This is a genomic window from Halorubrum sp. T3 (genome assembly GCF_000296615.1).
Lineage (GTDB): Archaea > Halobacteriota > Halobacteria > Halobacteriales > Haloferacaceae > Halorubrum > Halorubrum ruber.
This window is the reverse complement of sequence record NZ_JH815330.1, coordinates 384850-405331: the sequence shown is the minus strand read 5'-3', so window position 1 is coordinate 405331 and position 20482 is coordinate 384850. Positions and strand designations below refer to the sequence as shown.

Annotated in this window: 22 protein-coding genes; 11 read left to right on the top strand and 11 right to left on the bottom strand. The window is 68.2% G+C overall.

The window, feature by feature from the left end; translation table 11 throughout:
• Window positions 1–425 precede the first annotated feature (425 nt).
• The gene (gene glnA, locus B378_RS0111050) at window positions 426–1793 is read right to left on the bottom strand and encodes a type I glutamate--ammonia ligase (RefSeq protein ID WP_017343845.1); all 1368 of its coding nucleotides are present in this window, start codon (window positions 1791–1793) and stop codon (window positions 426–428) included.
• Window positions 1794–1919: 126 nt separating this feature from the next.
• Between glnA and lrp the strand changes: the two genes are divergently transcribed.
• Window positions 1920–2378, top strand: coding sequence for an HTH-type transcriptional regulator Lrp (gene lrp, locus B378_RS0111045; protein WP_017343844.1), 459 nt, complete (start codon window positions 1920–1922; stop codon window positions 2376–2378).
• 66 nt (window positions 2379–2444) lie between these two features.
• On the opposite strand, the gene B378_RS0111040 is transcribed toward lrp, so the two are convergent.
• The 3 genes from B378_RS0111040 to gap all read right to left on the bottom strand — a co-directional run bounded on the left by B378_RS0111040 (window position 2445) and on the right by gap (window position 6303).
• Complete coding sequence (locus B378_RS0111040) at window positions 2445–3725, bottom strand: RNA-guided endonuclease TnpB family protein (protein ID WP_017343843.1); 1281 nt, start codon at window positions 3723–3725, stop codon at window positions 2445–2447.
• Between the two features lie 205 nt (window positions 3726–3930).
• Window positions 3931–5154, bottom strand: coding sequence for a phosphoglycerate kinase (locus B378_RS0111035; protein WP_017343842.1), 1224 nt, complete (start codon window positions 5152–5154; stop codon window positions 3931–3933).
• 96 nt (window positions 5155–5250) lie between these two features.
• Window positions 5251–6303 carry a type I glyceraldehyde-3-phosphate dehydrogenase gene (gene gap / locus B378_RS0111030; protein WP_017343841.1) on the bottom strand — a complete coding sequence of 351 codons (1053 nt, stop codon included), beginning with the start codon at window positions 6301–6303 and terminating at the stop codon, window positions 5251–5253.
• A gap of 248 nt (window positions 6304–6551) precedes the next feature.
• On the opposite strand from gap, the gene B378_RS0111025 reads away from it, so the two are divergent.
• Complete coding sequence (locus B378_RS0111025; protein ID WP_004597365.1) at window positions 6552–6932, top strand: Hsp20/alpha crystallin family protein; 381 nt, start codon at window positions 6552–6554, stop codon at window positions 6930–6932.
• Between the two features lie 15 nt (window positions 6933–6947).
• Here the strand turns inward: B378_RS0111025 and B378_RS0111020 are convergent, their stop codons facing one another.
• On the bottom strand, window positions 6948–7859 hold the full coding sequence (locus B378_RS0111020; RefSeq protein WP_017343840.1) for a RimK family alpha-L-glutamate ligase: 912 nt from the start codon (window positions 7857–7859) through the stop codon (window positions 6948–6950).
• 281 nt (window positions 7860–8140) lie between these two features.
• On the opposite strand from B378_RS0111020, the gene B378_RS17335 reads away from it, so the two are divergent.
• Window positions 8141–8578, top strand: a complete 438-nt coding sequence (locus B378_RS17335; RefSeq protein ID WP_237738335.1) for a hypothetical protein — start codon at window positions 8141–8143, stop codon at window positions 8576–8578.
• Window positions 8579–8625: 47 nt separating this feature from the next.
• On the opposite strand, the gene eif1A is transcribed toward B378_RS17335, so the two are convergent.
• Window positions 8626–8916 (bottom strand): translation initiation factor eIF-1A, encoded by a 291-nt coding sequence (gene eif1A / locus B378_RS0111015; protein WP_017343839.1) that lies wholly within the window; start codon window positions 8914–8916, stop codon window positions 8626–8628.
• Between the two features lie 94 nt (window positions 8917–9010).
• Here eif1A and B378_RS0111010 point away from each other — a divergent pair, with 94 nt between their 5' ends.
• Window positions 9011–9190, top strand: a complete 180-nt coding sequence (locus B378_RS0111010) for a hypothetical protein (protein ID WP_017343838.1) — start codon at window positions 9011–9013, stop codon at window positions 9188–9190.
• 96 nt (window positions 9191–9286) lie between these two features.
• A complete protein-coding gene (locus B378_RS0111005) occupies window positions 9287–9532 on the top strand; it encodes a hypothetical protein (RefSeq protein ID WP_017343837.1) in 246 nt (81 codons plus the stop codon).
• Window positions 9533–9536: 4 nt separating this feature from the next.
• Here the strand turns inward: B378_RS0111005 and B378_RS0111000 are convergent, their stop codons facing one another.
• Window positions 9537–11249 (bottom strand): cryptochrome/photolyase family protein, encoded by a 1713-nt coding sequence (locus B378_RS0111000; protein ID WP_026046263.1) that lies wholly within the window; start codon window positions 11247–11249, stop codon window positions 9537–9539.
• Between the two features lie 120 nt (window positions 11250–11369).
• Here B378_RS0111000 and B378_RS0110995 point away from each other — a divergent pair, with 120 nt between their 5' ends.
• From B378_RS0110995 to B378_RS0110980, 4 genes are all read left to right on the top strand, one after another.
• Window positions 11370–11564: a hypothetical protein gene (locus tag B378_RS0110995; RefSeq protein ID WP_004597383.1), complete on the top strand. Its 195-nt coding sequence runs from the start codon at window positions 11370–11372 to the stop codon at window positions 11562–11564.
• Between the two features lie 129 nt (window positions 11565–11693).
• Window positions 11694–12671: an aldo/keto reductase gene (locus B378_RS0110990; protein ID WP_017343835.1), complete on the top strand. Its 978-nt coding sequence runs from the start codon at window positions 11694–11696 to the stop codon at window positions 12669–12671.
• 95 nt (window positions 12672–12766) lie between these two features.
• Window positions 12767–12922, top strand: coding sequence for a hypothetical protein (locus tag B378_RS17110; RefSeq protein ID WP_017343834.1), 156 nt, complete (start codon window positions 12767–12769; stop codon window positions 12920–12922).
• A 135-nt stretch (window positions 12923–13057) separates the two neighbouring features.
• Window positions 13058–13504, top strand: a complete 447-nt coding sequence (locus B378_RS0110980) for a hypothetical protein (RefSeq protein WP_007345428.1) — start codon at window positions 13058–13060, stop codon at window positions 13502–13504.
• Between the two features lie 118 nt (window positions 13505–13622).
• On the opposite strand, the gene B378_RS0110975 is transcribed toward B378_RS0110980, so the two are convergent.
• Genes B378_RS0110975 through B378_RS0110965 form a run of 3 tightly spaced genes read right to left on the bottom strand, consistent with a single transcriptional unit; the run spans window position 13623 to window position 17154 of the window.
• A complete protein-coding gene (locus B378_RS0110975; RefSeq protein ID WP_017343833.1) occupies window positions 13623–14609 on the bottom strand; it encodes a phosphatase PAP2 family protein in 987 nt (328 codons plus the stop codon).
• Window positions 14610–14654: 45 nt separating this feature from the next.
• Window positions 14655–15965: a YihY/virulence factor BrkB family protein gene (locus tag B378_RS0110970; protein ID WP_017343832.1), complete on the bottom strand. Its 1311-nt coding sequence runs from the start codon at window positions 15963–15965 to the stop codon at window positions 14655–14657.
• Between the two features lie 58 nt (window positions 15966–16023).
• Complete coding sequence (locus tag B378_RS0110965) at window positions 16024–17154, bottom strand: tRNA (guanine(26)-N(2))-dimethyltransferase (protein WP_017343831.1); 1131 nt, start codon at window positions 17152–17154, stop codon at window positions 16024–16026.
• Window positions 17155–17345: 191 nt separating this feature from the next.
• On the opposite strand from B378_RS0110965, the gene B378_RS0110960 reads away from it, so the two are divergent.
• A complete protein-coding gene (locus tag B378_RS0110960) occupies window positions 17346–18197 on the top strand; it encodes a hypothetical protein (protein WP_017343830.1) in 852 nt (283 codons plus the stop codon).
• A gap of 129 nt (window positions 18198–18326) precedes the next feature.
• The gene (locus B378_RS0110955; protein WP_017343829.1) at window positions 18327–19709 is read left to right on the top strand and encodes an APC family permease; all 1383 of its coding nucleotides are present in this window, start codon (window positions 18327–18329) and stop codon (window positions 19707–19709) included.
• A 36-nt stretch (window positions 19710–19745) separates the two neighbouring features.
• On the opposite strand, the gene B378_RS0110950 is transcribed toward B378_RS0110955, so the two are convergent.
• Window positions 19746–20453: a universal stress protein gene (locus tag B378_RS0110950; protein ID WP_017343828.1), complete on the bottom strand. Its 708-nt coding sequence runs from the start codon at window positions 20451–20453 to the stop codon at window positions 19746–19748.
• Between the last annotated feature and the right edge of the window lie 29 nt (window positions 20454–20482).

Genomic DNA, 20482 nt, shown 5'->3' with positions numbered 1-20482 from the left:
GAGCGCTCGGAGAGCGCGAACCGCGAGGCTGGGGAGGTGTGAGGTTGCGGTGCTGAGCGGTGTGGGGTGGGACTCAAAGGGGCAGTCGCGAGGGCGAAGCACGCCGCAGCAAGCACCGCAGCGAGGGAGCAACAGCGACCGAGCGAGGAGCGCAGCAAGGCGCGCGAGCCGTCGCGACTGGGGCTTTGAAGATCGCCATCCCAGCAGCGTCGATCGCTTATAAAAAGCCGACAGCAACACCGCACTCTGATTTATAAATGGTTTCACTCACGACGTATTACACGCACTCCCGCAATCGATCGGTCGCGAGTTCACACGCTCTCTGGGAGACGAAGCGCTCTCACTCGAAAAACGCGCAACAGGGCGAAACCGGACGGCACGATAGAAGACCGAAAGAAATCGAAACGTCGGGCCGCGCGGTCGCCTCAGAAGGTCTCCAGGTAGCGGTCCTCCTCCCACTGCGACACCTGGGTGAGGTACTCGCTGAACTCCTGGGACTTCGCCTCGGCGAACTTCTCGGAGGTGTGGGGGCCGAGCGCCTCCTGCAGCACCTCGTCTTCCTCTAACTCCTCGACGGCCTTGCCGAGGTTCGGCGGGAGCGTCTCGATGCCGTACTCCTGACGCTTCGCGTCGTCGAACTCGTAGATGTCCTCGCGGACCGGGTCGCCGGGGTCGGCGCCGGTCTTGATCCCGTCGAGGCCGGCGGCGATGAGCGACGCCATGCCGAGGTAGGGGTTACAGGACGGGTCGGGGCTGCGGACCTCGAAGCGCGCGGAGACGCCCGCGGCGTCCGGCACGCGGACGAGCGCCGAGCGGTTCGTGTCGGACCACGCGACGTAGATGGGCGCCTCGTAGCCGGGCACCAGGCGCTTGTAGGAGTTCACGGTCGGGTTCGTCACGGCCGTGAACGCGGGCGCGTGGTTCAGGATGCCGCCCATGAACTCGTAGGCCGTCTCGCTGAGGTTGAACTCGTCCGAGTCGTCGGCGAACGCGTTGCCGTCCTCGTCGAACAGCGAGATGTGGCTGTGCATGCCCGAGCCGTTGATGTCGGCGATGGGCTTGGGCATGAACGTCGCGTGGAGGTCGTGTTGCGCGGCGACCGCGCGGACGACGGCGCGGAACGTCGCGATGTTGTCCGCGGTGGTGAGCGCGTCGTCGTACTTGAAGTTGATCTCGTGTTGGCCCTCGGCGACCTCGTGGTGGGAGGCCTCGATCTCGAAGCCCATCTCCTCTAAGGTGAAGATGATCTCCTTGCGCACGTCGGACGCGAGGTCCTTCGGGGCGAGGTCGAAGTAGCCGCCGTTGTCGTGGGGAGTCGTCGTCGCGTTCCCCTCGTCGTCGGTCTTGAAGAGGAAGAATTCGGGCTCGGGACCGATCGAGACGGAGTACCCCATCTCCTCGGCCTCTTCGAGGACGCTCTTCAACACCTGGCGCGGCCCGCCGACGAACGGTTCGCCGTCGGTGTCGACGATGTCACAGATGAGGCGCGCGGCCGCGGAGCCGTCCTCGCCGCTGCGCCACGGGAGCACCGCGAACGTGTCGGGGTCGGGGACGAGCCGCATGTCCGACTCCTGGATGCGCACGAACCCCTCGATGGAGGAGCCGTCGAAGTAGATACCCTCGGTGAACGCCTTCTCCGCCTGATGGGCGGGGACGGAGACGTTCTTCACGACGCCGAGAATGTCGGTGAACTGGAGCCGCAGGAAGTCGACGTTCTCTTCCTCGATCTCGTCGAGTACCGCCTGTTCCTCGGCCGTGAGGCCGCCGTCCGGTTTCGCGTGTTCGTCCGTCATGTTCTGGACGCTTCATTCCTTATCTGCCAGTATAAAGGCCTTATCGCTTGGCGCATGAACCGCCGGACAGGCAAAACTGCTGGACGTTCGTAAAATTCTAAACCCCCGAAAGCGTGGTTGGGTGTGATGACGTACGAAAACCTCGACGCGAAGCTTATCAACTCGCTGCTCAGCAACGGCCGCGCGAGCCTCCGAAGCCTGGGCGACGAGCTCGACGTCTCGGTGACGACCGTCTCGAACCACCTCCGCGACCTCGAAGAGGAGGGCGTGATCCGGGGGTACACCCCCGTCGTCGACTACGACAAGCTCGGCTACGACGTGACGGCCGTGCTCCAGCTCAAAGTGGAGGGGAGCGCGCTGCCGGACGTCACCGAGAAGCTGCGCCAAGAGAAACAGATGGTGAGCGTCTACGAGGTCACCGGCGACTACGACGTGATCGCCATCGGGAAGTTCACCGACACGGACGGGATGAACGACCAGATCAAATCGATCCTCACGGACGCGGACATCCGCGAGTCGAACACGAGCGTCGTCCTCAACGCGGTCACGGAAAACGAGCAGTTCGACCTCGACGTCAAGGATTGACATCCTCCCCGCGCTGAAGCGCGAGGATTCCCACGGCACCGCACCGCTGGGTTGGGATATTGTGGTTTACGACGTGACCTGTTCTTGAGGTACAAACGCACCAGTTTCCTTGTCAAACAAGAACGTCGATGGCTGTGCCAACCAGCCGTTACTCCTATCACCGCCATCCGTGGCGGGACTTGGAGATACTTTCTGCCGAATGTTCTCAGCACCGTTCACGTCCGCGTTCGCCACTGTCCCGCACTCATCGCAGACATACAGTCCACGTTCAACACGGTTCGCGTCACACTTCCGGCCACAGCACGAACACGACTTCGAGGTATCCCGCTCAGACACTTGTTCAACCGTGACACCTTCCATTTCGGCTTTGTATTCGAGAAGGTCTGTGAAACGGTCGAATGCCCACGAGTGCAGATCAAGATTCCCGTGCATGCCCCAGTCCTTTGACTCGGCGTTCTCCTCATCCTCACGGATGCCGGAGAGATCTCCCACCACGATAGTTCCAACTTCCTCGTCAACACACCGCTGGACAATATGTTTCGAGAGGGTGTGGAAGTAGTAGGTGCGGCGGGCCGACTTCTTCTGGTTCAGCCGGGTGGCCTGATCGGAATTCGAGTCGTCACACCGAGCAATTCGCTTGCTGAAGTAGTAGTCGTCCTGTTTCAAGCAGTTCAGCGGGTACAGCTCGCTGTGACCGTCTTCATACGCGAGCGCGGCAAAGTTGTTAATACCGAGATCAACACCCACCGTCTTCTCACCGGGGGCTTCATCCACGTCGATCTCGACCTTACAGACGAAGTGTAGTTCCCATTCGTCGCCCGTCCACACAATCTTGGCTTGTTGGACGTTCTCCACGGCGGAGAGGTCAACGTCGGGGCGAGTTTGGTACTTACACAGGACAAAATCCGACCAGTACTCTTTCAGGTTCGATCCTTTTGAGAGTCGGACGCGGTTGTACTGGGTGTCGAGTTTGAAGCCAGCGGCTTTGAACGTGACTGTGGAACGCGGGTGTTCGTCGCCGTGTTTACGGTAGCCGGGCGGGTTCGCTCTCGTGTCTCCGTTACGTCGTTTGCCGTACCAGCCGTTGAACGCCTCAGCGAGTTCTTGAAGGACTCGCTGACTTGACTGCGAATGCAGGTCATCATAGCGTTCGTGGGTTTTGAGGTACGTGGTGAGTTCGTTGTGGTTCGGGATGTGATCGATTTCATCCCAGATCCGACTACACGTCCACCGTCCGACGTTCCAGAGCTTACTGGCTGCGAACCCGAGCGAATCAAGGTCGTCTTGTACCCGCGACTGGTTCCGTATGGAAGCGGTGTAGGTGCGGGTAACGACCTGTTTCGCCATACGTAACCTATGTAGACAAACTTACTTGAAGCTGTGTATTTGCTCAGCGTGGAATATCCAGCCGTGCCATCGAACGGCGGACTGTGAAGGGTAGTGTCGGATTCATCCCCGCGCTAAAGCGCGAGGCTTTCTCCTCGATTCTCCGTAACCCGATCGCCCGGATCGAATCGAACGCCCGCCCCGCTCTGAGATCGATTCCGCCCTTCTACTGCCGCTTCGCCGCCGCCTCCAGCACCTCCACCGCCGGGAGCGGCTCGCCCGTCAACGCCCGGATGTACGCCCCGCCCGCGATGGAGACGTGCGAGAAGTCCTCCTCGCTGAGGCCGTACATCTCGATCGCCCGCGAGGTGTCGCCGCCGCCGACGACCGAGAAGCAGTCGGTCTCGGCGATGGCTTCGAGGACGCCGACGGTGCCGTCGGCGAACCGCTCGTCCTCGAAGACGCCGAGCGCGCCCTTCACGAAGACGGCGTCGGACTCGCGGATCGCGGGCTCGTAGTCCGCGACCGTCGCGGCGCCCACGTCGAGGTAGCCCGTCGCCTTCTCGTCGATGTCGCCGACGGCGACCTCGGCTCGCTCGCCGTCGTCGCCCTCGTACGCGAGGTCGCTCGCGAGGCGGATCGCGTCGCCCCGCTCGTCGAGAACCGACTCGATCAGCTCCTGATTCTTCTTCCACTGCTCGTCGAACAGGTCCATCTCGCCGACATCGTGTCCGACCGGGTGGCCCGCGGCGCGGAGGAAGAGCTCGCCCGCGACGCCGCCGAGGAGGAAGCGGTCGACCGTCTCGTCTAAGGCGTCCATCACGCCGATCACGTCGGTCGCCTTCGTTCCGCCGACGACCATCGTGACGGGGCCGTCGAACTCGCGGGTCGCGATGGCGGTGTTCGCCTCGTACTCCGTCTCCATCACGCGGCCCGCGTACGCGGGGAGCGCGAGCGGGAAGCCGACCAGCGAGGCGTGCTTCCGATGCGCCGCCGAGTAGGCGTCGTTGACGTACGCGTCGAAGTGGGGGGCCAAGGTCTCGACGAACGCCGTCTCCGCCTTCTCCTCGGGCGACGCCTCGGGGAGCTCGTCCTCGCACATCCGGGTGTTCTCCAAGAGGAGGATCTCGCCCGCGGCGAGCGCGTCGATCGCCGCCAGCGCCTCGTCGCCGTACGTGTCGGCAACGAACCCCACGTCGCGGCCGACGTGGTCGGCGAGGATCTCCGCGTGGCCGGCGAGCGAGGTGAAGTCGTCGCGGCCGGGGCGACCCTGGTGGGCCATGAGCACGACGCGGTGGCCGGCGTCGGCCAGCTCGCGGACCGTCTCCGCGTGGCGCTCGAACCGGCGGTTGTCCTGCGGTTCGCCGTCCTCGATCGGGGAGTTGAGGTCGAGCCGAACGAGGACGCGTTTGTCTGCCGGGAGGTCGTCGATGGTGTCGAAGGTGGGCATGGGTGAGTGGTCGTCGATGAGATAGTTAAGCGGTTGTCCTCCGGGGGAGCGTTGCCGCCCGGGTGTCGGGGCTGGTCGTCGCCAGCGGTCTCGCGTTCAGGCCTCGTCGTGAACGTACGCGGCCATGTCGAGCATCCGGTTCGAGAAGCCGTATTCGTTGTCGTACCAGGTGAGGATCTTCAGCAGCTTCCCGCCCGCGATGACGTTCGTCGACTGGAGGTCGACGTAGCTGGAGAAGGGGAGGCCGACGATGTCCGAGGAGACGACCTCGTCGTCGGTGTAGCCGAGGACGCCCGCGAGCGGGCCGGAGTCCGCGGCGTCGCGGAAGGCGGCGTTGACCTCGTCCGCGGTGACCGTCTCGTCGAGGCTGACGACGAACTCGGTGAGCGAGCCGGTCGGGACCGGGACGCGCATCGCCATCCCGTCGATCTTCCCTTCGAGCTGCGGGAGGACCTCCTGGGCGGCGCCCGCGGCGCCGGTCGAGGTGGGGACGATGTTCTCGGCGGCCGCGCGGCCGCGGCGGCGCTTGCTCATCGGGCCGTCGATGAGGGCCTGCGAGCCGGTGTACGCGTGGACGGTGGTGAGGGTGCCGGCGTCGATGCCGAACTCGTCGTCCAGTACCTTCGCGACCGGCGTGATGGAGTTCGTGGTGCAGGAGGCGTTCGAGACCACGTCGTCGCCCTCGTACTCGTCGTGGTTGACGCCGTAGACGAGCTGTTTGACCGGCTTGTCGCCCTTCGGGGGCGCCGAGATGATCACGGTGTCGGCGCCGCCGTCGAGGTGCGCGCTCGCGTCGTCGCGGGTGCGGAAGATGCCCGTACACTCCAAGGCGACGTCGACGTCGAGCTCGTCCCACGGGAGGTCGGCGGGGTCCTGGACGTTGAACAGCGGGACCGACGTGCCGCCGATCGTCAGCTCGTCGCCGTCGCGCTCGACGTCGTCGAGCCGGCCCATGACGGTGTCGTACTTCGCGAGGTACCCCATGTCGTCGAAGTCCATCACGTCGTTGATCCCGGCGAGCTCGATCCGCGGGCTCTCTAACACCGCGCGGAACACGTTGCGCCCGATGCGACCGAAGCCGTTGAGCCCCACCCGCACGACCTCGTCGTCGCTCACGTCCTCGCCCGCGTCCAGATACGATTTACTCATGCTCGAAAAAGCCGCGGCCCAACTATTTAAATCCGGCTCAGTCGCTCCGAGACCGTCATAATCGTTCGAATTTGTTACGGTTGGTGTCGACGATCATCGTCGCTCTCGGTCGGCTCGCGTCGCTCGCCACCGCTTGACGTCGCTCGCGCCCGCTCGACGTCGCTCGTCGCCCCCTCGGCGCGGAGCGGATAGCGGCCGAAACGGCGACCGACAGAAGGCTTATCGGGGTCACCGACTTCACGGGAGATATGGACAGAGACGACCGCGACGATCCGTTCGGAGACTTCTTCGAGGAGATCGAGCGGATGATGAACGAGATGGCCAGCGGCGACGCCCCGTCGGCCGACGACGCGGGGTTCGGCTCCGACACCCACGTCGACGCGTACACCACCGAGGAGTCGGTGCGTCTCGTCGCCGACCTCCCCGCCGTCTCGAAGGACGACCTCTCGCTGCGCTGCGACGGCGACGCGCTCACCATCTCGGCCGTCTCCGACCGGCGCGAGTACGACGAGACGGTCGAGCTCCCCGCGCCCGTCGACGAACACTCCGCGGACGCGACGTTCAACAACGGCGTCCTCGAGGTCTCGTTCGACCGCGACGACGACAGCGCGTCGATCGATCTCGTCTGAAGCGGTCGCCCGTTTTTAAGCTGTTTCTGCCGTCCGCCGGATCAGCGCCGCGAACCGGTCGTAGAAGTCGTCCGCGTACTTCGTCGCGGCGTCGACCGTCGGCCGCGCGTTCGTCTCGTTGACGACGAGCCGGTCGTCCGTCGCGAGCAGGTCGACGCCGAGGTAGTCGATCCCGAGCGTCTCGGCCGCGCGCTCCGCGAGGTCGCGCGCCTCGGGGTCGAGGGCGATCCCCTCGGCCGTCGCGCCGCGGTGGACGTTGTGCTTCCACCGCCCCGCCGCGAGCGCGTCGTCGTCGAGGACGCGCTCCACCGCCCCCGCGGACGCGCCGTCGACGACCATCGCGCGGTAGTCGCGCGCGTCCGGCAGGTACTCCTGAATCAGGAACGACTTGTCGCCGGTGGCGCGGTAGTCGTGAATCAGGTTCAGGTAGTCGACGACGCCCAAGAGGGAGTCGAGGTCGGTTGCGGTCGCGACGCCCACCCCGCGGGTCGCGGAGTTCGGCTTCACGACGACCGGGTAGGAGAACCCGTCTACGGCGTCGACGACGACCGACTCGTCGACGGGGTTCGACACGAGCGTCGTCTTCGGCGTCGGGAGCCCGGCGGCCGACAGCCGCGCCAGCACGCCCGCCTTGTTGCGCGAGGCGACGACCGCGTCGCGGCCGTTCACCCACGGGACGCCGAGGCGCTCGTCGACGACCGCGCCCTCCATCAGGCGGGTGGGGTAGACGAGGCCGACGTCGAACCCCGCGAACTCCTCGGGGTCGGCCGCGACGTCGCCCGCGTCGCCCGCGTCCGACTCCCCGCCCGACACCCGGAGCGCCCGCTCTTTCGCCCGGACGTGGCTGACCTCGATGCCGCGGTCCGCGAGCGGCTCGCGCACGCGCTCGAACGTCTCCGCGTCGGTGGTCATCGCGAGCCGGAGCATAGCATTACTGGGCGCCGTTCGGACTTAAAAACCGCGCGAACGGTGCGTGGCGGCGATACGAACGCGTTGCGAAACGCGGTGGCGCGTGCCTGCGAGCGGCCGCCTTCGGCGGTCGCGAGGAGCACGCGCGAGGGAGTCGCTGGCTCCCGGAGCGAAGCGGAGGGTGCCAGCGACGAGGCTGGGGAGGTGTGAGGTGCGGGGCGGTGCCGTGCGGGGCGGGACTCAAAGGGGCAGCCGCGAGGCCGCAGTAGGCGACGTAAGCACCGCAGGGAGCGAACGTAGTGAGCGACCGAGGAGCACAACGAGCGTACTGCGGCCTCGCGGCTGGGGCTTTGGAGGAGTTCGCCGCCGATCCACGATCGGTTATTTATAAGCGAGCGGCTGGGGCTTTGGAGGAGTTCGCCGCCGATCCACGATCGGTTATTTATAAGCGAGCGGCTGGGGCTTTGGAGGAGTTCGCCGCCGATCCACGATCGGTTATTTATAAGCGAGCGGCTGGGGCTTTGGAGGAGTTCGCCGCCGATCCACGATCGGTTATTTATAAGCGAGCGGCTGGGGCTTTGGAGGAGTTCGCCGCCGATCCACGATCGGTTATTTATAAGCGAGCGGCTGGGGCTTTGGAGGCGTTCGCCGCCAATCCACGATCGGTTATTTATAAGCGAGCGGCTGGGGCTTTGGAGGCGTCCGATGTCGTTCTGGGCTCAGCTATTTATAAATGATCGGCTGAGGATCCGGCGGTGTTAACTGCCGATCCGCGCTCGCTGACTCACTGTAAGTGGCCTTCCTCGCGGAGCTGTTCCGCCTCGCTCTTCTCGTAGCGCCACGAGATGTCGGCCTTTTCGTCCTGCCAGTCCCACGGCTCGACGAGGACGATGTCGTCTTCGCGGATCCACACCCGCTTTTGCATCCGGCCGGGGATGCGTGCGGTTCGCTGTTTCCCGTCCGCACAGCGCACCTTGACGCGGTTCGCGCCGAGCATCTCGACGACCTCCGCGAACACCTCGTCGTCGTCGGGCATCCGGAGGTCATTCCGACCGTCTCCGTCTCCGTTGCTCATGCGTACGCGGTGATACGCGCTCCCGGAAATAAAAGGGCCGCTCTCCGTTGCGAAATCATCTCCTTTTAAGCACGACCGAGAACCACCCGACGACATGCGCGACACTCTGGGTCTCGAAGGCATCGCCGGGGTTCTCGTCGTCTTCGTCGCGGTCGGCATCATCGCCGTCCGCGATCCCGTCATCGCCGGCGCCGTACTGCTCCTCATCGCCGGCCTCGCCCTGATCGCGAAGGGGCTCGTCGACACCGCCATGCGCTCGTTCGGGCTGAAGTGACCGCACGCGACCCGAGCGCCTCGGCCGTCGTCGACGCCCGCTCGGCGTTCACCGTTCTCTCGAAAGACTCATAATCACCGGCCGTCCCCCTCGGGTATGGTCGAAGTACCTGCCGTCGCGGTCGAACTCGTCGAACTCCTCGCCGTCACCCTCGGTGCCGGCGCGGCCGCCGCGGTCGGCGTCGTCCTCGAACGCTTCGGGCTCTCGGCGGTCTCGGGCGGTGAGCTCGTTCTCGGCGCCTGGGCCGTCGGGATGGGGCTGCTCGCGCTGTACGTCGGCGTCGTCGCGCTCGGCTACGAGCAGGCGCTCCCGCGGCTGCGTCGGCTCGCGAGCGGCGAGTAGCAGACTACAACTCCCCGTCGGCCGCCAGCTCGCGAACCTGATCCGCGCGCTCGCGGATCGACTCCCACTCCGCGTCGTCTTTCCCGTCGACGTGCGAGTACATCAGCCCCATCCGCCCGGTGCCCCGCAGCGTCTCCTCGTTTTCCTTCAGGAAGTCCCAGTAGAGCGCGTTGAACGGGCAGGCGCCCTCGCCCGTGGTCCGCGAGACGGCGTACCGGCAGTCGGCGCAGTGGTCGCTCATCCGGTTGACGTAGCTCCCCGAGGAGGCGTACGGCTTCGAGGAGAGCACGTCCGTGCCGAACGACCCCATCGCGACGACGTTCGGCGTCGTCACCCAGTGGTAGGCGTCGACGAAGCCGAGGTGGAACCACTCGTTCAGTTCCGCGGGGTCGACGCCGTAGACGAGCGCGAAGTTCGACAGCACCATCAGCCGCTCGATGTGGTGGGCGTAGCCGAACTCGCGGACGTGGCCGACCGCCTCGGAGAGACACCGCATGTCGGTGTCGCCGTCCCAGTAGGCAGGCGGGAGCTCCCGCGACTGCTCCAACTGATTCGCGTCGGCCAGCTCCGGCATCGCCTCGCGGTACACGTGGCGCACGAACTCCCGCCAGCCGATCACCTGCCTGACGAACCCCTCCGCGGCGTTGAGCGGGACGGGTGCGGGCTCCTCGTCCGCCGCCGCTCCGGCCTCACCCGCCTCGTCTTCACTGTCCGCCTCGCCGCCGTCGAAGTCGTCGAGCGACGTCGCCGCCACGTTCGCTTCCCCGCGTTCCTCGGGATCGTACGCGCCCGGCTCGACGCCCCGCTCCGCGTAGGCGCGCTCGACCGCCCGGACCGGCTCGCGCGGGTCGAGCAGCCCGAGGTTGATCGCGGGCGAGAGCAGCGAGTGCGACAGGAAGGGCTCGCCGCCGACCATCGCGTCCTCGTAGCGGCCGAACGCGGGCAGCCCGTCGCGGACGAACCGGTCGAGCGCCTCGCGCGCCGCCTCGCGGGTGACCGGCCACGCGAACCCGTCGAGCGAGTCGGTCCCCCACGTGTCGAACCGCTCGCACACCCACGCGTGGGTCTCGCGAGTCAGCGCGTCCGGCTCGAACGTCGGCCGCGCGGGCGGCTCCCAGTCGTCGGGCGGCGTCTCCTGGTTCAGGTCGTCGTAGTTCCACTCGCCGCCGACGGGCTCCTCGCCGTCCATCAACACCCCGGTCTCGCGGCGGACGTGCCGGTACCAGTTCTCCTGTCGGTAGGTGCGGTCGGCGGCGCCGTCGGCATCGATCTCGGTCCCCTCCTCGCCGGCCCACTCGCGCCAGTCGCTCGGCGTCGTCCAGAACAGCTCGTTGTCGACGAGGTCGAGGGCCCCACCGCGCTCGGCGACCAGCTCGCGGAGCCGCTCGCCGGCGCCGTGACTGGCGGGTCGCATGAGCCGCAGGTGCGGGCGGTCGTCGTCGCCCGGAGAACTCGTCTCCCGATCCGCGAAGAACTCGTCGAGCCCCTCGCCGAACGACTCGGCCCGCACGTACGTCACGTCGCGGCCGCGCTCGCGGAGCTCGTCGCGGAAGTGCCGCATCGCCGAAAACACGAGCGTCAGCTTGTGGGCGTGGTACGGCTTCCGGTCGGCGAACCCGTGCGCCTCGATCAGCAGCACGTCGTCGGCCGCGTCGAGGACATCGAGGTCGGGGTTGAGCTGGTCGCCGAGCAGCCAGCAGGTCGTCCGGTCGCTCACGACGGGATTCAGGGACGCCAGCGGCATAGCTCCGACGCCGCGCGCGGCGACCGTCGTCTCCGATCTCCCCACCGCCGCCGCATCCGCGGCTTTTTGTCGACCCCGCGTGACGGGCGAGCCATGGACGAGATCCTCACGAACTGGCTGCTCGGCCTGATCGCCGCCCTCCTCGCGGTCTTAGTGCTCGACTCGACCGGCGAGCCCTTCCTCGCCTCGCTCGCGCCGGTCGCGAACGTGCTCGCGCTCGTCACCTTCCTCGCGTTCGTCATCCTCACCGGCGCGTTCCTCGTGTACACCGCGTCGTTCCGGGATTAGCGGTTCGACGCCTCCGCGCCTTCGACCCGACCGACCGCGCGACGAACGCCGCCGCTTTCGACCCGACCGACTCCCCGCGATCCCCGCCGCCGCGCGTAGCTTTTTGTCTCGCCTCGAACTGATCGGCGTATGGAGTACACGACACTCGGGAACACCGGCACCACCGTCTCGAAGATCTGTCTCGGCTGCATGAGCTTCGGCGACCCCGACTGGCGCGAGTGGGTCCTCGACGAAGAGGAAGGCAAGGAGCTCGTCGAGCGCGCGATCGACCTCGGGGTGAACTTCTTCGACACCGCCAACATGTACTCGGACGGCGAGAGCGAGCGCGTCCTCGGCGAGGCGCTCGACGGGTACGACCGCGACGAGTTCGTCGTCGCGACGAAGGGGTACTTCCAGATGGACGAGTCGAATCCGAACTCCGGCGGGCTCTCGCGGAAGGCGATCGAACAGGAGCTTCAGAACTCGCTCGACCGCCTGGGCACCGACACGATCGACCTGTATCAGATCCATCGCTGGGACTACGAGACGCCGATCGAGGAGACCCTCGCCGCGCTCGACGACGCGGTGCGGCGCGGCGACGTCCGGTATATCGGCGCCTCCTCGATGTGGGCCCACCAGTTCGCGGAGTCGCTCCACGCGAGCGAGCGCGAGGGGTACGAGCGGTTCGCGACGATGCAGAACCACTACAACCTCGCGTACCGCGAGGAGGAGCGCGAGATGCTCCCGCTGTGTGAGAAGGAAAACGTCGGCGTGATGCCGTGGAGCCCGCTCGCGCGCGGCTACCTGACGCGCCCGCACGAGGACGTGGACGCGACGCTCCGGGGGCAGACCGAGGACCACCTCTACGCGCACCCCTACCGCGAGGGCGGCGGTCCGACCGTCAACGAGCGCGTCGAGGAGCTCGCCGCCGAGAGGGGCGTGAAGATGGCCCAGATCGCGTTGGCGTGGCTGTTCCACAAGGAGTCGGTCGACACGCCGATCGTCGGCACGACGAGCGTCGAACACCTCGAAGACGCGGTCGAAGCGCTCGACGTCGACCTCTCGGACTCCGATCTGGAGTGGCTGGAGGAGCCGTACGAGCCGGTCCGCGTCTCCGGCCACGAGTAGGCGGCGCGAACGCGGGTTCGGCCCGTTCGCGGCCTAAATGGTGTTTTAGGAATACACGGGTAAGCTATTTGTATGGTATTCGTTGACAATGGTGTATGACGGACGACACCGACCGATCCGGCGTCCGGTCGCGCACCGAGTACGCGCGCACCCGGACGCGCTGTCCGAACTGCGGCGACCGCGTCCCGGTGGCCGGCGGCGACGGGGAGCCCGCGGAGTGTCCGAACTGCCACCGCCTCGTGCGCGCGTGACGGCGGGGCCGACCGCTGCCCGGTCGCGAAGCGGATACGGCTCCGTCCGGTCGCCGCCGCCCGCCCCTGACTTATAAACGCACCGTCGCGGACGCCACGACAACCCTTTTCGGCGGCGCCGCCGAAGCGTGGCACATGGCAGACGACGACGCCACCGACCCCGAGAACGGCGAGGCCGGCGAACAGGACGCGTCCGCCGAGGGCGACGACGGCGAGGAGAAGTCCTTCCGCGAGCGCGTCGAGGAGATCCGTGAGCGACGCGAAGAGGAGCGCGAGGAGGGCGACCGGCCCGACCCCGAAGAGATGATGGGCGGCGGCGGCCCGCCGGGGATGGGCGGTGGCGGCGGCGGTAACCCCTTCGCACAGATGATGTCCGGCATGATGGGCGGCGGCGGCGGTCCCGGCGGCGCGGGCGGCCCGCCCGGGATGGGCGGCGGCCCCGGCGCGCAGGGCGAGCAGGGCGCTCGCGGCGACGACGGCGGCAACGAGGAGCTCGTCCGCGAGGTGCGCCAGCTCCGCGACGAGGTCCGCGACGCGACCCGGCAGCTCCAGCGCATCGCGCAGGCGCTCGAAGACGACTGACTCGGCGGCGTTCTCTCTCCGTTTTCCGCAGCCCGGTAGCGCCCCGCTCGTCGGTCGACGAGGATGCGCGGTCGGGCGGGAACCGCGACTGTGTCGCGACGACTGCTTAAAAAACGACTCAGTTCCGGGCGCCGCTCATCGCCCCGATCCGCTCCGGCAGCGCGGGCAGCGCGACCACGGCGACCACGGCGGCGGTCGTGGCGACGAGCGTCACCGGAAGCGTTCCCGCGAGCGAGTACGCGCCGACCCAGAGCCCGCCGGTGACCGCGAGCGCGGGGACCGCGACGCGGACCGGGACCGCGGGCTCGTCCCCCTCGACGAGCCGCCAGCCGACCGCGCCGCCGGCGCCGGTGGCGATCCCGATTCCCGCCTCGACCACCTCGCCGGTGTGCCCGCCCGCGACGGCGACGGCCAGCGCGCCGGCCGAGACGACGGCCGCGAGCAGGAACGCCGGGGCGGGGTTCAGCGCGGCGGTCGGGCCGGCCGCCGCTGCCGGGTCCGTCGAGCGCCGGACACGCGGGTCGCCGGCGAGCCGCAGCGCGACGGCGACCGTCCCCGCGCCGACGGCTAACCCCGCGAGCACGTCGACGAGGTAGTGGACCTCGATGATCACCCGCGAGGCCGCGACGGCGACGGCGACCGCCCCGGCCGCGAGGTAGCGGCCTCGGTCCGTCCAGAACCGGTCGTAAAGCAGGGCCACGGCGAGGTACGCGGCCGCGCCGCCGGTGGCGTGGCCGCTCGGGAAGCCGAACCCGTCCGAGAGCACCTGCGCCTCGTACCAGCCGGACAGGAGCGCGGGGAGCCACGTCGGGACGTCGGCGGGGGGCATCGCGCCGGGCGGTCGGGGGACCGCGAACCACGCCTTCCCGAGCGCCGTCGCGGCGTACGCGCAGGTGACGGCCGCGATGGCGGTCGCGCCGGCGCGGCGGGGCGACCCCGCGACCCCCTCGGTCGCGAACCAGTAGCCGACCGCGAGCAGCGCGAAGAGGAACCACGGGTCCGCGAGGTGGGTGACGGCCGCGAAGGCGACGACGACGAACTCCGGGAGCGCGTCGACGACGACGAACTCGCCCAGCCCGCGCTCGGCGGCGACGAGTCCGGTCACGCCTCGGCCACCCCCGGGGTCGTCGCCGGTGCGGGCGCCACCGCGTCAGTCATCGCCGCGGCGCCGGGCGTAGTCGAGCGCCTTGCCGGGCGTCTCGATCAGGTTGAGGCCGATGCCGACGACGACGAATATCGTGTAGAGGCCGAGCGTCGACAGTCCGAGGACGACGATGGCGCCGACCGCGTAGATCCCCTGAAGCGAGGTCAGCGCCGCGAGCGTCAGCACGGTGCCGTACAGCAACACGAGGTACGGTCCCCAGCCGCGGGCGTGGCCGCGCCGCATCCGCGAGCGCACGTACCGCTTCAGCTCCGACTCGACCTCCGGTTTGTCGACCGTGCGGCGTTCCACGTCGTCCTCGAACTCGTCGAGCTGCGACCGCAGCTCCCGGACCTCCGCTTCGAGGGCGGCGACGTCCGGCGCGCCGCGCGGCCGTTCGCCGTCGTCCCCATCGGGATCCGACTCGCCGTTCATACCCGTGGGTCGGTCGCGGTCCTGTTGTAACTGCCGGTCCGCGGCGTGGTCGGTCGGCGCCGCCCCGCCGCCGAGACCGGCGCCGCTCGCGGGGACGACCCCGTCGCGGCCGGCCAGCACCACGTTGACGACGCCTCCGGTCACGACGACGACCGCCGCGAGGTAGAGCCACGTGACGAGCAGGAGGATTCCGCCGATGACGCCGTACACCTGAAACTGGCCGGCGCTCGCCGCGTACACCTGAAATCCGGCCTGAAGCAGCGTCCACCCGAGGGCGGCGACGGCCGCGCCGGGTAACGCCTCGCGGAACGCGATGTCGGGCTCGGGGAGCAGGTAGTACATCGGGAGGAAGACGACCGCGAGGAACCCCGGTAAGACGAGGATGCTCGCGGCCTCCACCGCCGGGATCGCGTCCGCGGCCGCGACGAACGCCCCGACGACGACCATCACGGCGATCCCGACGCCCACGGCGAGGATAACCGAACCGGCGTCGGTGAGCTGTTTCAGCAGGTCCGGCGGCTCCTTGACGCCGTACAGCTCGGCGAACGCCGTGTCGAGTCCGCGGAACACCTTCAGCGTCGACCAGAGCAGCACCGCGACGCCGAGCAGGCTCGCGCCGGTCCGACCGCCGGCGGATGAGATCGCCGCAGTCACCGCCTCCTCGCCCGCCGGCGTGAGGAGGTCGCCCGCCCCAGCCACCAGCTCGCCGGCGATCGTCTCCCCGAAGACGGCGGTGGCGACGACGACGAGCAGCAGTAGCGCGGGGACGAGCGAGACGAACGCGTAGTAGGCAATGGCGGCGGCGAGGAACGTCACCTGCCGGTCAACCGCGACGTCGACGACGCGCCGAGCCGTGCCGAACGCGGTGCGCGAGTGTCTGGACACGCCCGGCCCTTCGACCGACCGCGACAAAAACGAGAGGGTGCCGACGGCGAGAGGCGGTTCAGTCCCCGTCGCCGCCGAGGACCGCCTCGCGCATCTCGGGAATCGACGCCGTACTCTTCACCGCGGTGCCGCGGTAGTGCGCGCGGCTCGCCTCGTGGCCGGCGCCGCGGAGGCGCTCGACGAACTCGTCCATGCCGATCGCCGGCTCGCCCCACTCCTTGTACAGGCGGTGTTGGTCGTAGTGCGTAGGGGTGTCGAGCTCGCGCGCGACGGTGCCGAGCAGCTTGCGCGCGCGCTTCGCCTCGCCCATGTCGTCCGTCACCTCGCGGCGGACGGCGCGCGCGAAGTCGGCGTCGGCGACCGGCCCGAGCCAGATCGGGCCCGCCGTGAGGACGCGGTCGCTCCCGCACTCGGGACAGGCGTCGACGGGGTCGGCGATGTGGCCCGGCGTCGCCTCGCGCCAGAGGCAGTCCTCGCAGCCGTCCACGTGCCCCACGCCGTCGAGGCAGTCGTCGGCCGCGCGGGCGCCCGACTCCAGTTCGAGGTAGGTGCGCGCGTAGTGGCGGGAGACGTGCGAGAGGATCGGCGTCGCCGCCTTGTCGTAGCGCGCGGCGGTCCGGACCAAGGCAGAGATCAGCGTTCGGAGCCCCATCTCCGGGTGGTAGTCGGTGTTGCGCGGCACCGCGCCGTACTTCCGGATCCCGCTGTTGAGGTGGGCGCCGCACAGCGGCGCGGTGTCGGTCGCGGTGACGCAGACTAAGTTGCGGCCGTTCGCGAACGCCGCGTCCGCGAAGGGGATCGGCGTGCCGTAGGGGTCCAGATCGACCACGTCGAACGGGCCCTCGTCGTACAGGAGGGCGTTGACGTCGCGGTGGACCGCCTCGCCGTCGAGGCCGTTGGCGTCGAGGTTGGCGGCCGCGAGCTCGACCGCCTCGTCGTCGACGTCGGCGCAGGTCACGTCGTACCCCTCGGCCGCGGCGCGGACGCCCCGGACCCCCGAGGCGGCCATCGCGTCGAGGTAGGAGGCCGCGCGCGGCTCGCGGTCGCGGTAGGCGCGCAGCGTCGCGACCGTCACGTCGCGGTTCAGCTCCTGGGTCGGGTTGAAGAAGACGCCGCCGCCGGTGCCCTCGCTGGCGCCGTCGCGGGCCTCCGGGACGGAGACGGTGAGTCCGCCCTCTTCGATATCCATACCGTCGGTTCGGCCATCCGGGCTAAAAGGACCGCGCTCCGGGGCCGGCGAGCCTCGGGAGCGTCGGACGCGGCGGTCGGCGCGGCGACAATGGGAGGCTTTTACGCCGTCGGCTCGGAACGTAGACGTATGAACGGAGACGCGACGCGACGGCGGAACGACGCGGCCGGCGACGAAACGGAGGGCCGAGGATGGTGAGTCCGGCGCGGGTGGACGCGATAACCGACATCGCGTACGGCGCGCTGATCGCCGCGTCGATCGTCCTCATCGCGACCACCCAGCAGAACGACGTGGCCATCGCGTTCGGGATCGGGGTGTTCGCCTCGTACGTGATCCACGTCGTCTGGAAGATGGCGCGGTTCGACCCGGACTGGATGACCCGCGAGGTGGCGGACCAGGTCGGCAAGCAGGTCGAGGAGAGCGTCGGCGAGACCGTCGACAAGGAGGTCGAGAAGACCGTGGGCGAAACCGTCAACAAGGAGGTCGAGAAGACGGTCGGCGAGACGGTGAGCAAGGAAGTGGAGAAGACCGTCGAGGAGACCGTCGGCGAGAAGGTCGAGGAGACGGTGAGCAAGGAGGTCGAAAAGAGCGTCGGCGAGACCGTCAACAAGGAGGTCAGCGAAGTCGCCGACGACGTCAGCAACACCGTCAGCGAGGAGGTCACGGGGAAAGTCGAAGACACCGTCGGCGAAACCGTCGAAAAGACCGTCGAGGAGAAAGTCGGCGAAACCGTCGAGGAGAAGGTCGGCGAAACGGTCGAGGAGAAAGTCGGCGAAACCGTCGAGGAGAAAGTCGGCGAAACCGTCGAGGAAACGGTCGAGAAGACCGTGGAAGAAACCGTCGGCGAAAAGGTCGAGGAAACGGTCGAGAAGACCGTCGAGGAGACCGTCGGCGAAAAGGTCGAAGAAACGGTGGAGGAGACCGTGGAAGAAACCGTCGGCGAAAAGGTGGAGGAAACGGTCGAGAAAACCGTCGAGGAAACCGTCGGCGACGGGGACGAAGACGAGGACGACGAGGCGGCCGGGCGACGCGACGACTCGTAGTCGGATCGGTCGCGATCGGCGACGCCGTCCGCCGCCGAGACATTGTGGTCGGGTGGGCGCTCCCGAGAGCCCATATCCGCCGATTCCGACGGTGATAAACCGTGAGGGCGAATAATCGTACATAGTCGAATGGGCAACCACGACCTCGATCGGAGTCTCGGGCTGTACCCGACGATGATGATCAGTATGGGTGCGATGATCGGGAGCGGGATCTTCGTCCTGCCGGCGTTGGGATACAAGAAGGCCGGGCCGGCGGTGGTCCTCGCGTACGTGTTAGCCGCGCTCGTCGTCTTACCGGCCGCGCTGTCGAAAGCCGAGATGGCGACGGCGATGCCCGAGTCCGGGGGGACGTACCTCTACATCGACCGGGCGCTCGGCCCGCTGTTCGGAACGATCGCCGGGATCGGGGCGTGGTTCTCGCTCGTGTTCAAAAGCTCGTTCGCGCTCGTCGGGCTCGGGGCGTACCTGCTGCTCTTCGCGCCGCTCTCGCAGGGCGCGGTGGTGTACGTCGCGCTGGCGCTCGGCGCCTTGGTCGTGGCCCTGAACATCTCCGGAACGAAGATGAGCGGACAGATCCAGGCGGTCATCGTCACGGTCGTCGTCGCCGGCCTGCTCGCCTACGTCGTCAACGCGGGCGTCGTCGTCGACACCGCCCGCTACACACCCTTCGCGACGAACGGGAACGGTGGGATCGTCACGGCCGCCGCCTTCGTCTTCGTCTCGTACGCGGGGGTGACCAAGATCGCGAGCGTCGCGGAGGAAGTGAAAGACCCCGGGACGAACCTCCCTCGCGCGATGTTGGGATCGATGGCCGTCATGACGGTCCTGTACATCGGGGTAGTCGGCGCGATCGTGGGACTGAGCGATCCGGAGGTGCTGAAAACGGGCGGTCCGGGCGGGACGGCGTCGCTCACGCCGATGGCAGACGGAGCGGGGGCGTTGTTCGGCGGCGTCGGGGTGGCGCTCATCTCCGTGATCGCCGTCGTCGCCCTGACGAGCATGGCGAACGCCGGCGTCCTCTCCTCGTCGCGGTTCCCCCTCGCGATGAGCCGGGACGACCTCCTGCCGCCGACGCTGCGGACGATCGACGAGCGGTTCAAGACGCCGCGGAACGCCGTCCTGCTCACCGGCGTCGTGTTGCTGCTGCTCATCGCGTTCGTGCCGGTGATCGAGCTCGCGAAGCTGGCGAGCGCGTTCCAGATCCTCGTCTTCTCGTTCGAGAACATGGCGCTCGTCGCCTTCCGCGTCGCGGACATGCCCGCCTACGATCCCGAGTTCACCGCGCCGGGCTACCCGTACGTTCAGGTGTTCGGGTTCGTCGCCGGGCTGGCCCTGCTGACGCAGATGGGGACGTTTCCGATCCTCGGCGCGTTGGGGATCATCGTCGGCAGTGCGCTCGTCTACTTCGCGTACGGCCGGCCGCGGACGGACCGAACCGGAGCGCTCGGAGCGATCGTCCGCGCTCGCCGCGGGGAGGAGGACGACGGCGTCGCGCCGACGAAGCAGGACTGACCGCCGCGGCGGCGCGACCGTCGCGTCGAGGCGCGGTCAGTAGTCGCGGTCGACGACGACGACCGGGTCGCCGGTCTCGTTCGCGATGCGGTCCGGGAGCGTGCCGAAGAGGCGGTCGCCGAGGCTCGACTCCGGCTCGTACATCACGACCGCGTCGTAGTCGGCCGCGACGCGGAGGATCTCCGCGTCGTGTTCGTCGCCCTCGACGACCAGCGTGTCGACCGCGTCGGGGTCGAACCCGTCTTCGACTAAGCGCTCGCGCGTCTCCGAGACCACCGCCTCGCCGCTCTCTCGGGTCTCCTCGCCCTCGACGACGTGGAAGAGGGTGATGCGCTGCGTCGAGTCCTCGCTCAGGACGCGGATGAACGTCGGGAGCCGGTCGAACCCGGCGACGTCCGGGACCGGGACGAGGATGCGCTCGATCCCCTCCGTGGGGGCGGGGTCGAGCTCGGCGGCGCAGTCCTCCTCGACCGCGACCTGTCGGATCGCGGCGGCGCGGTCCTTCCCGAACACTAACCGCGTCCGGACGGACGCCCCCGCGTCGGCGAACGACTCCGCGATCTCGTCGAGCGTCGCCTGCGCCGACTCGCCGAACTGCTCGCGGGCGGAGCTGGCCGGCGTCTGTTCCGGCAGGTCGTAGTGCCCGAGCACCACGACGTCGAGCGACGAGAGGTCCTCGATCAGCAGCTGCGACAGCGGCTCGGGGTCCGGGAGTTCGAGCGGCACGAGGATCGTGTCGGCCATGGCGCACGCTTGGGCGGCCGGACCAATAA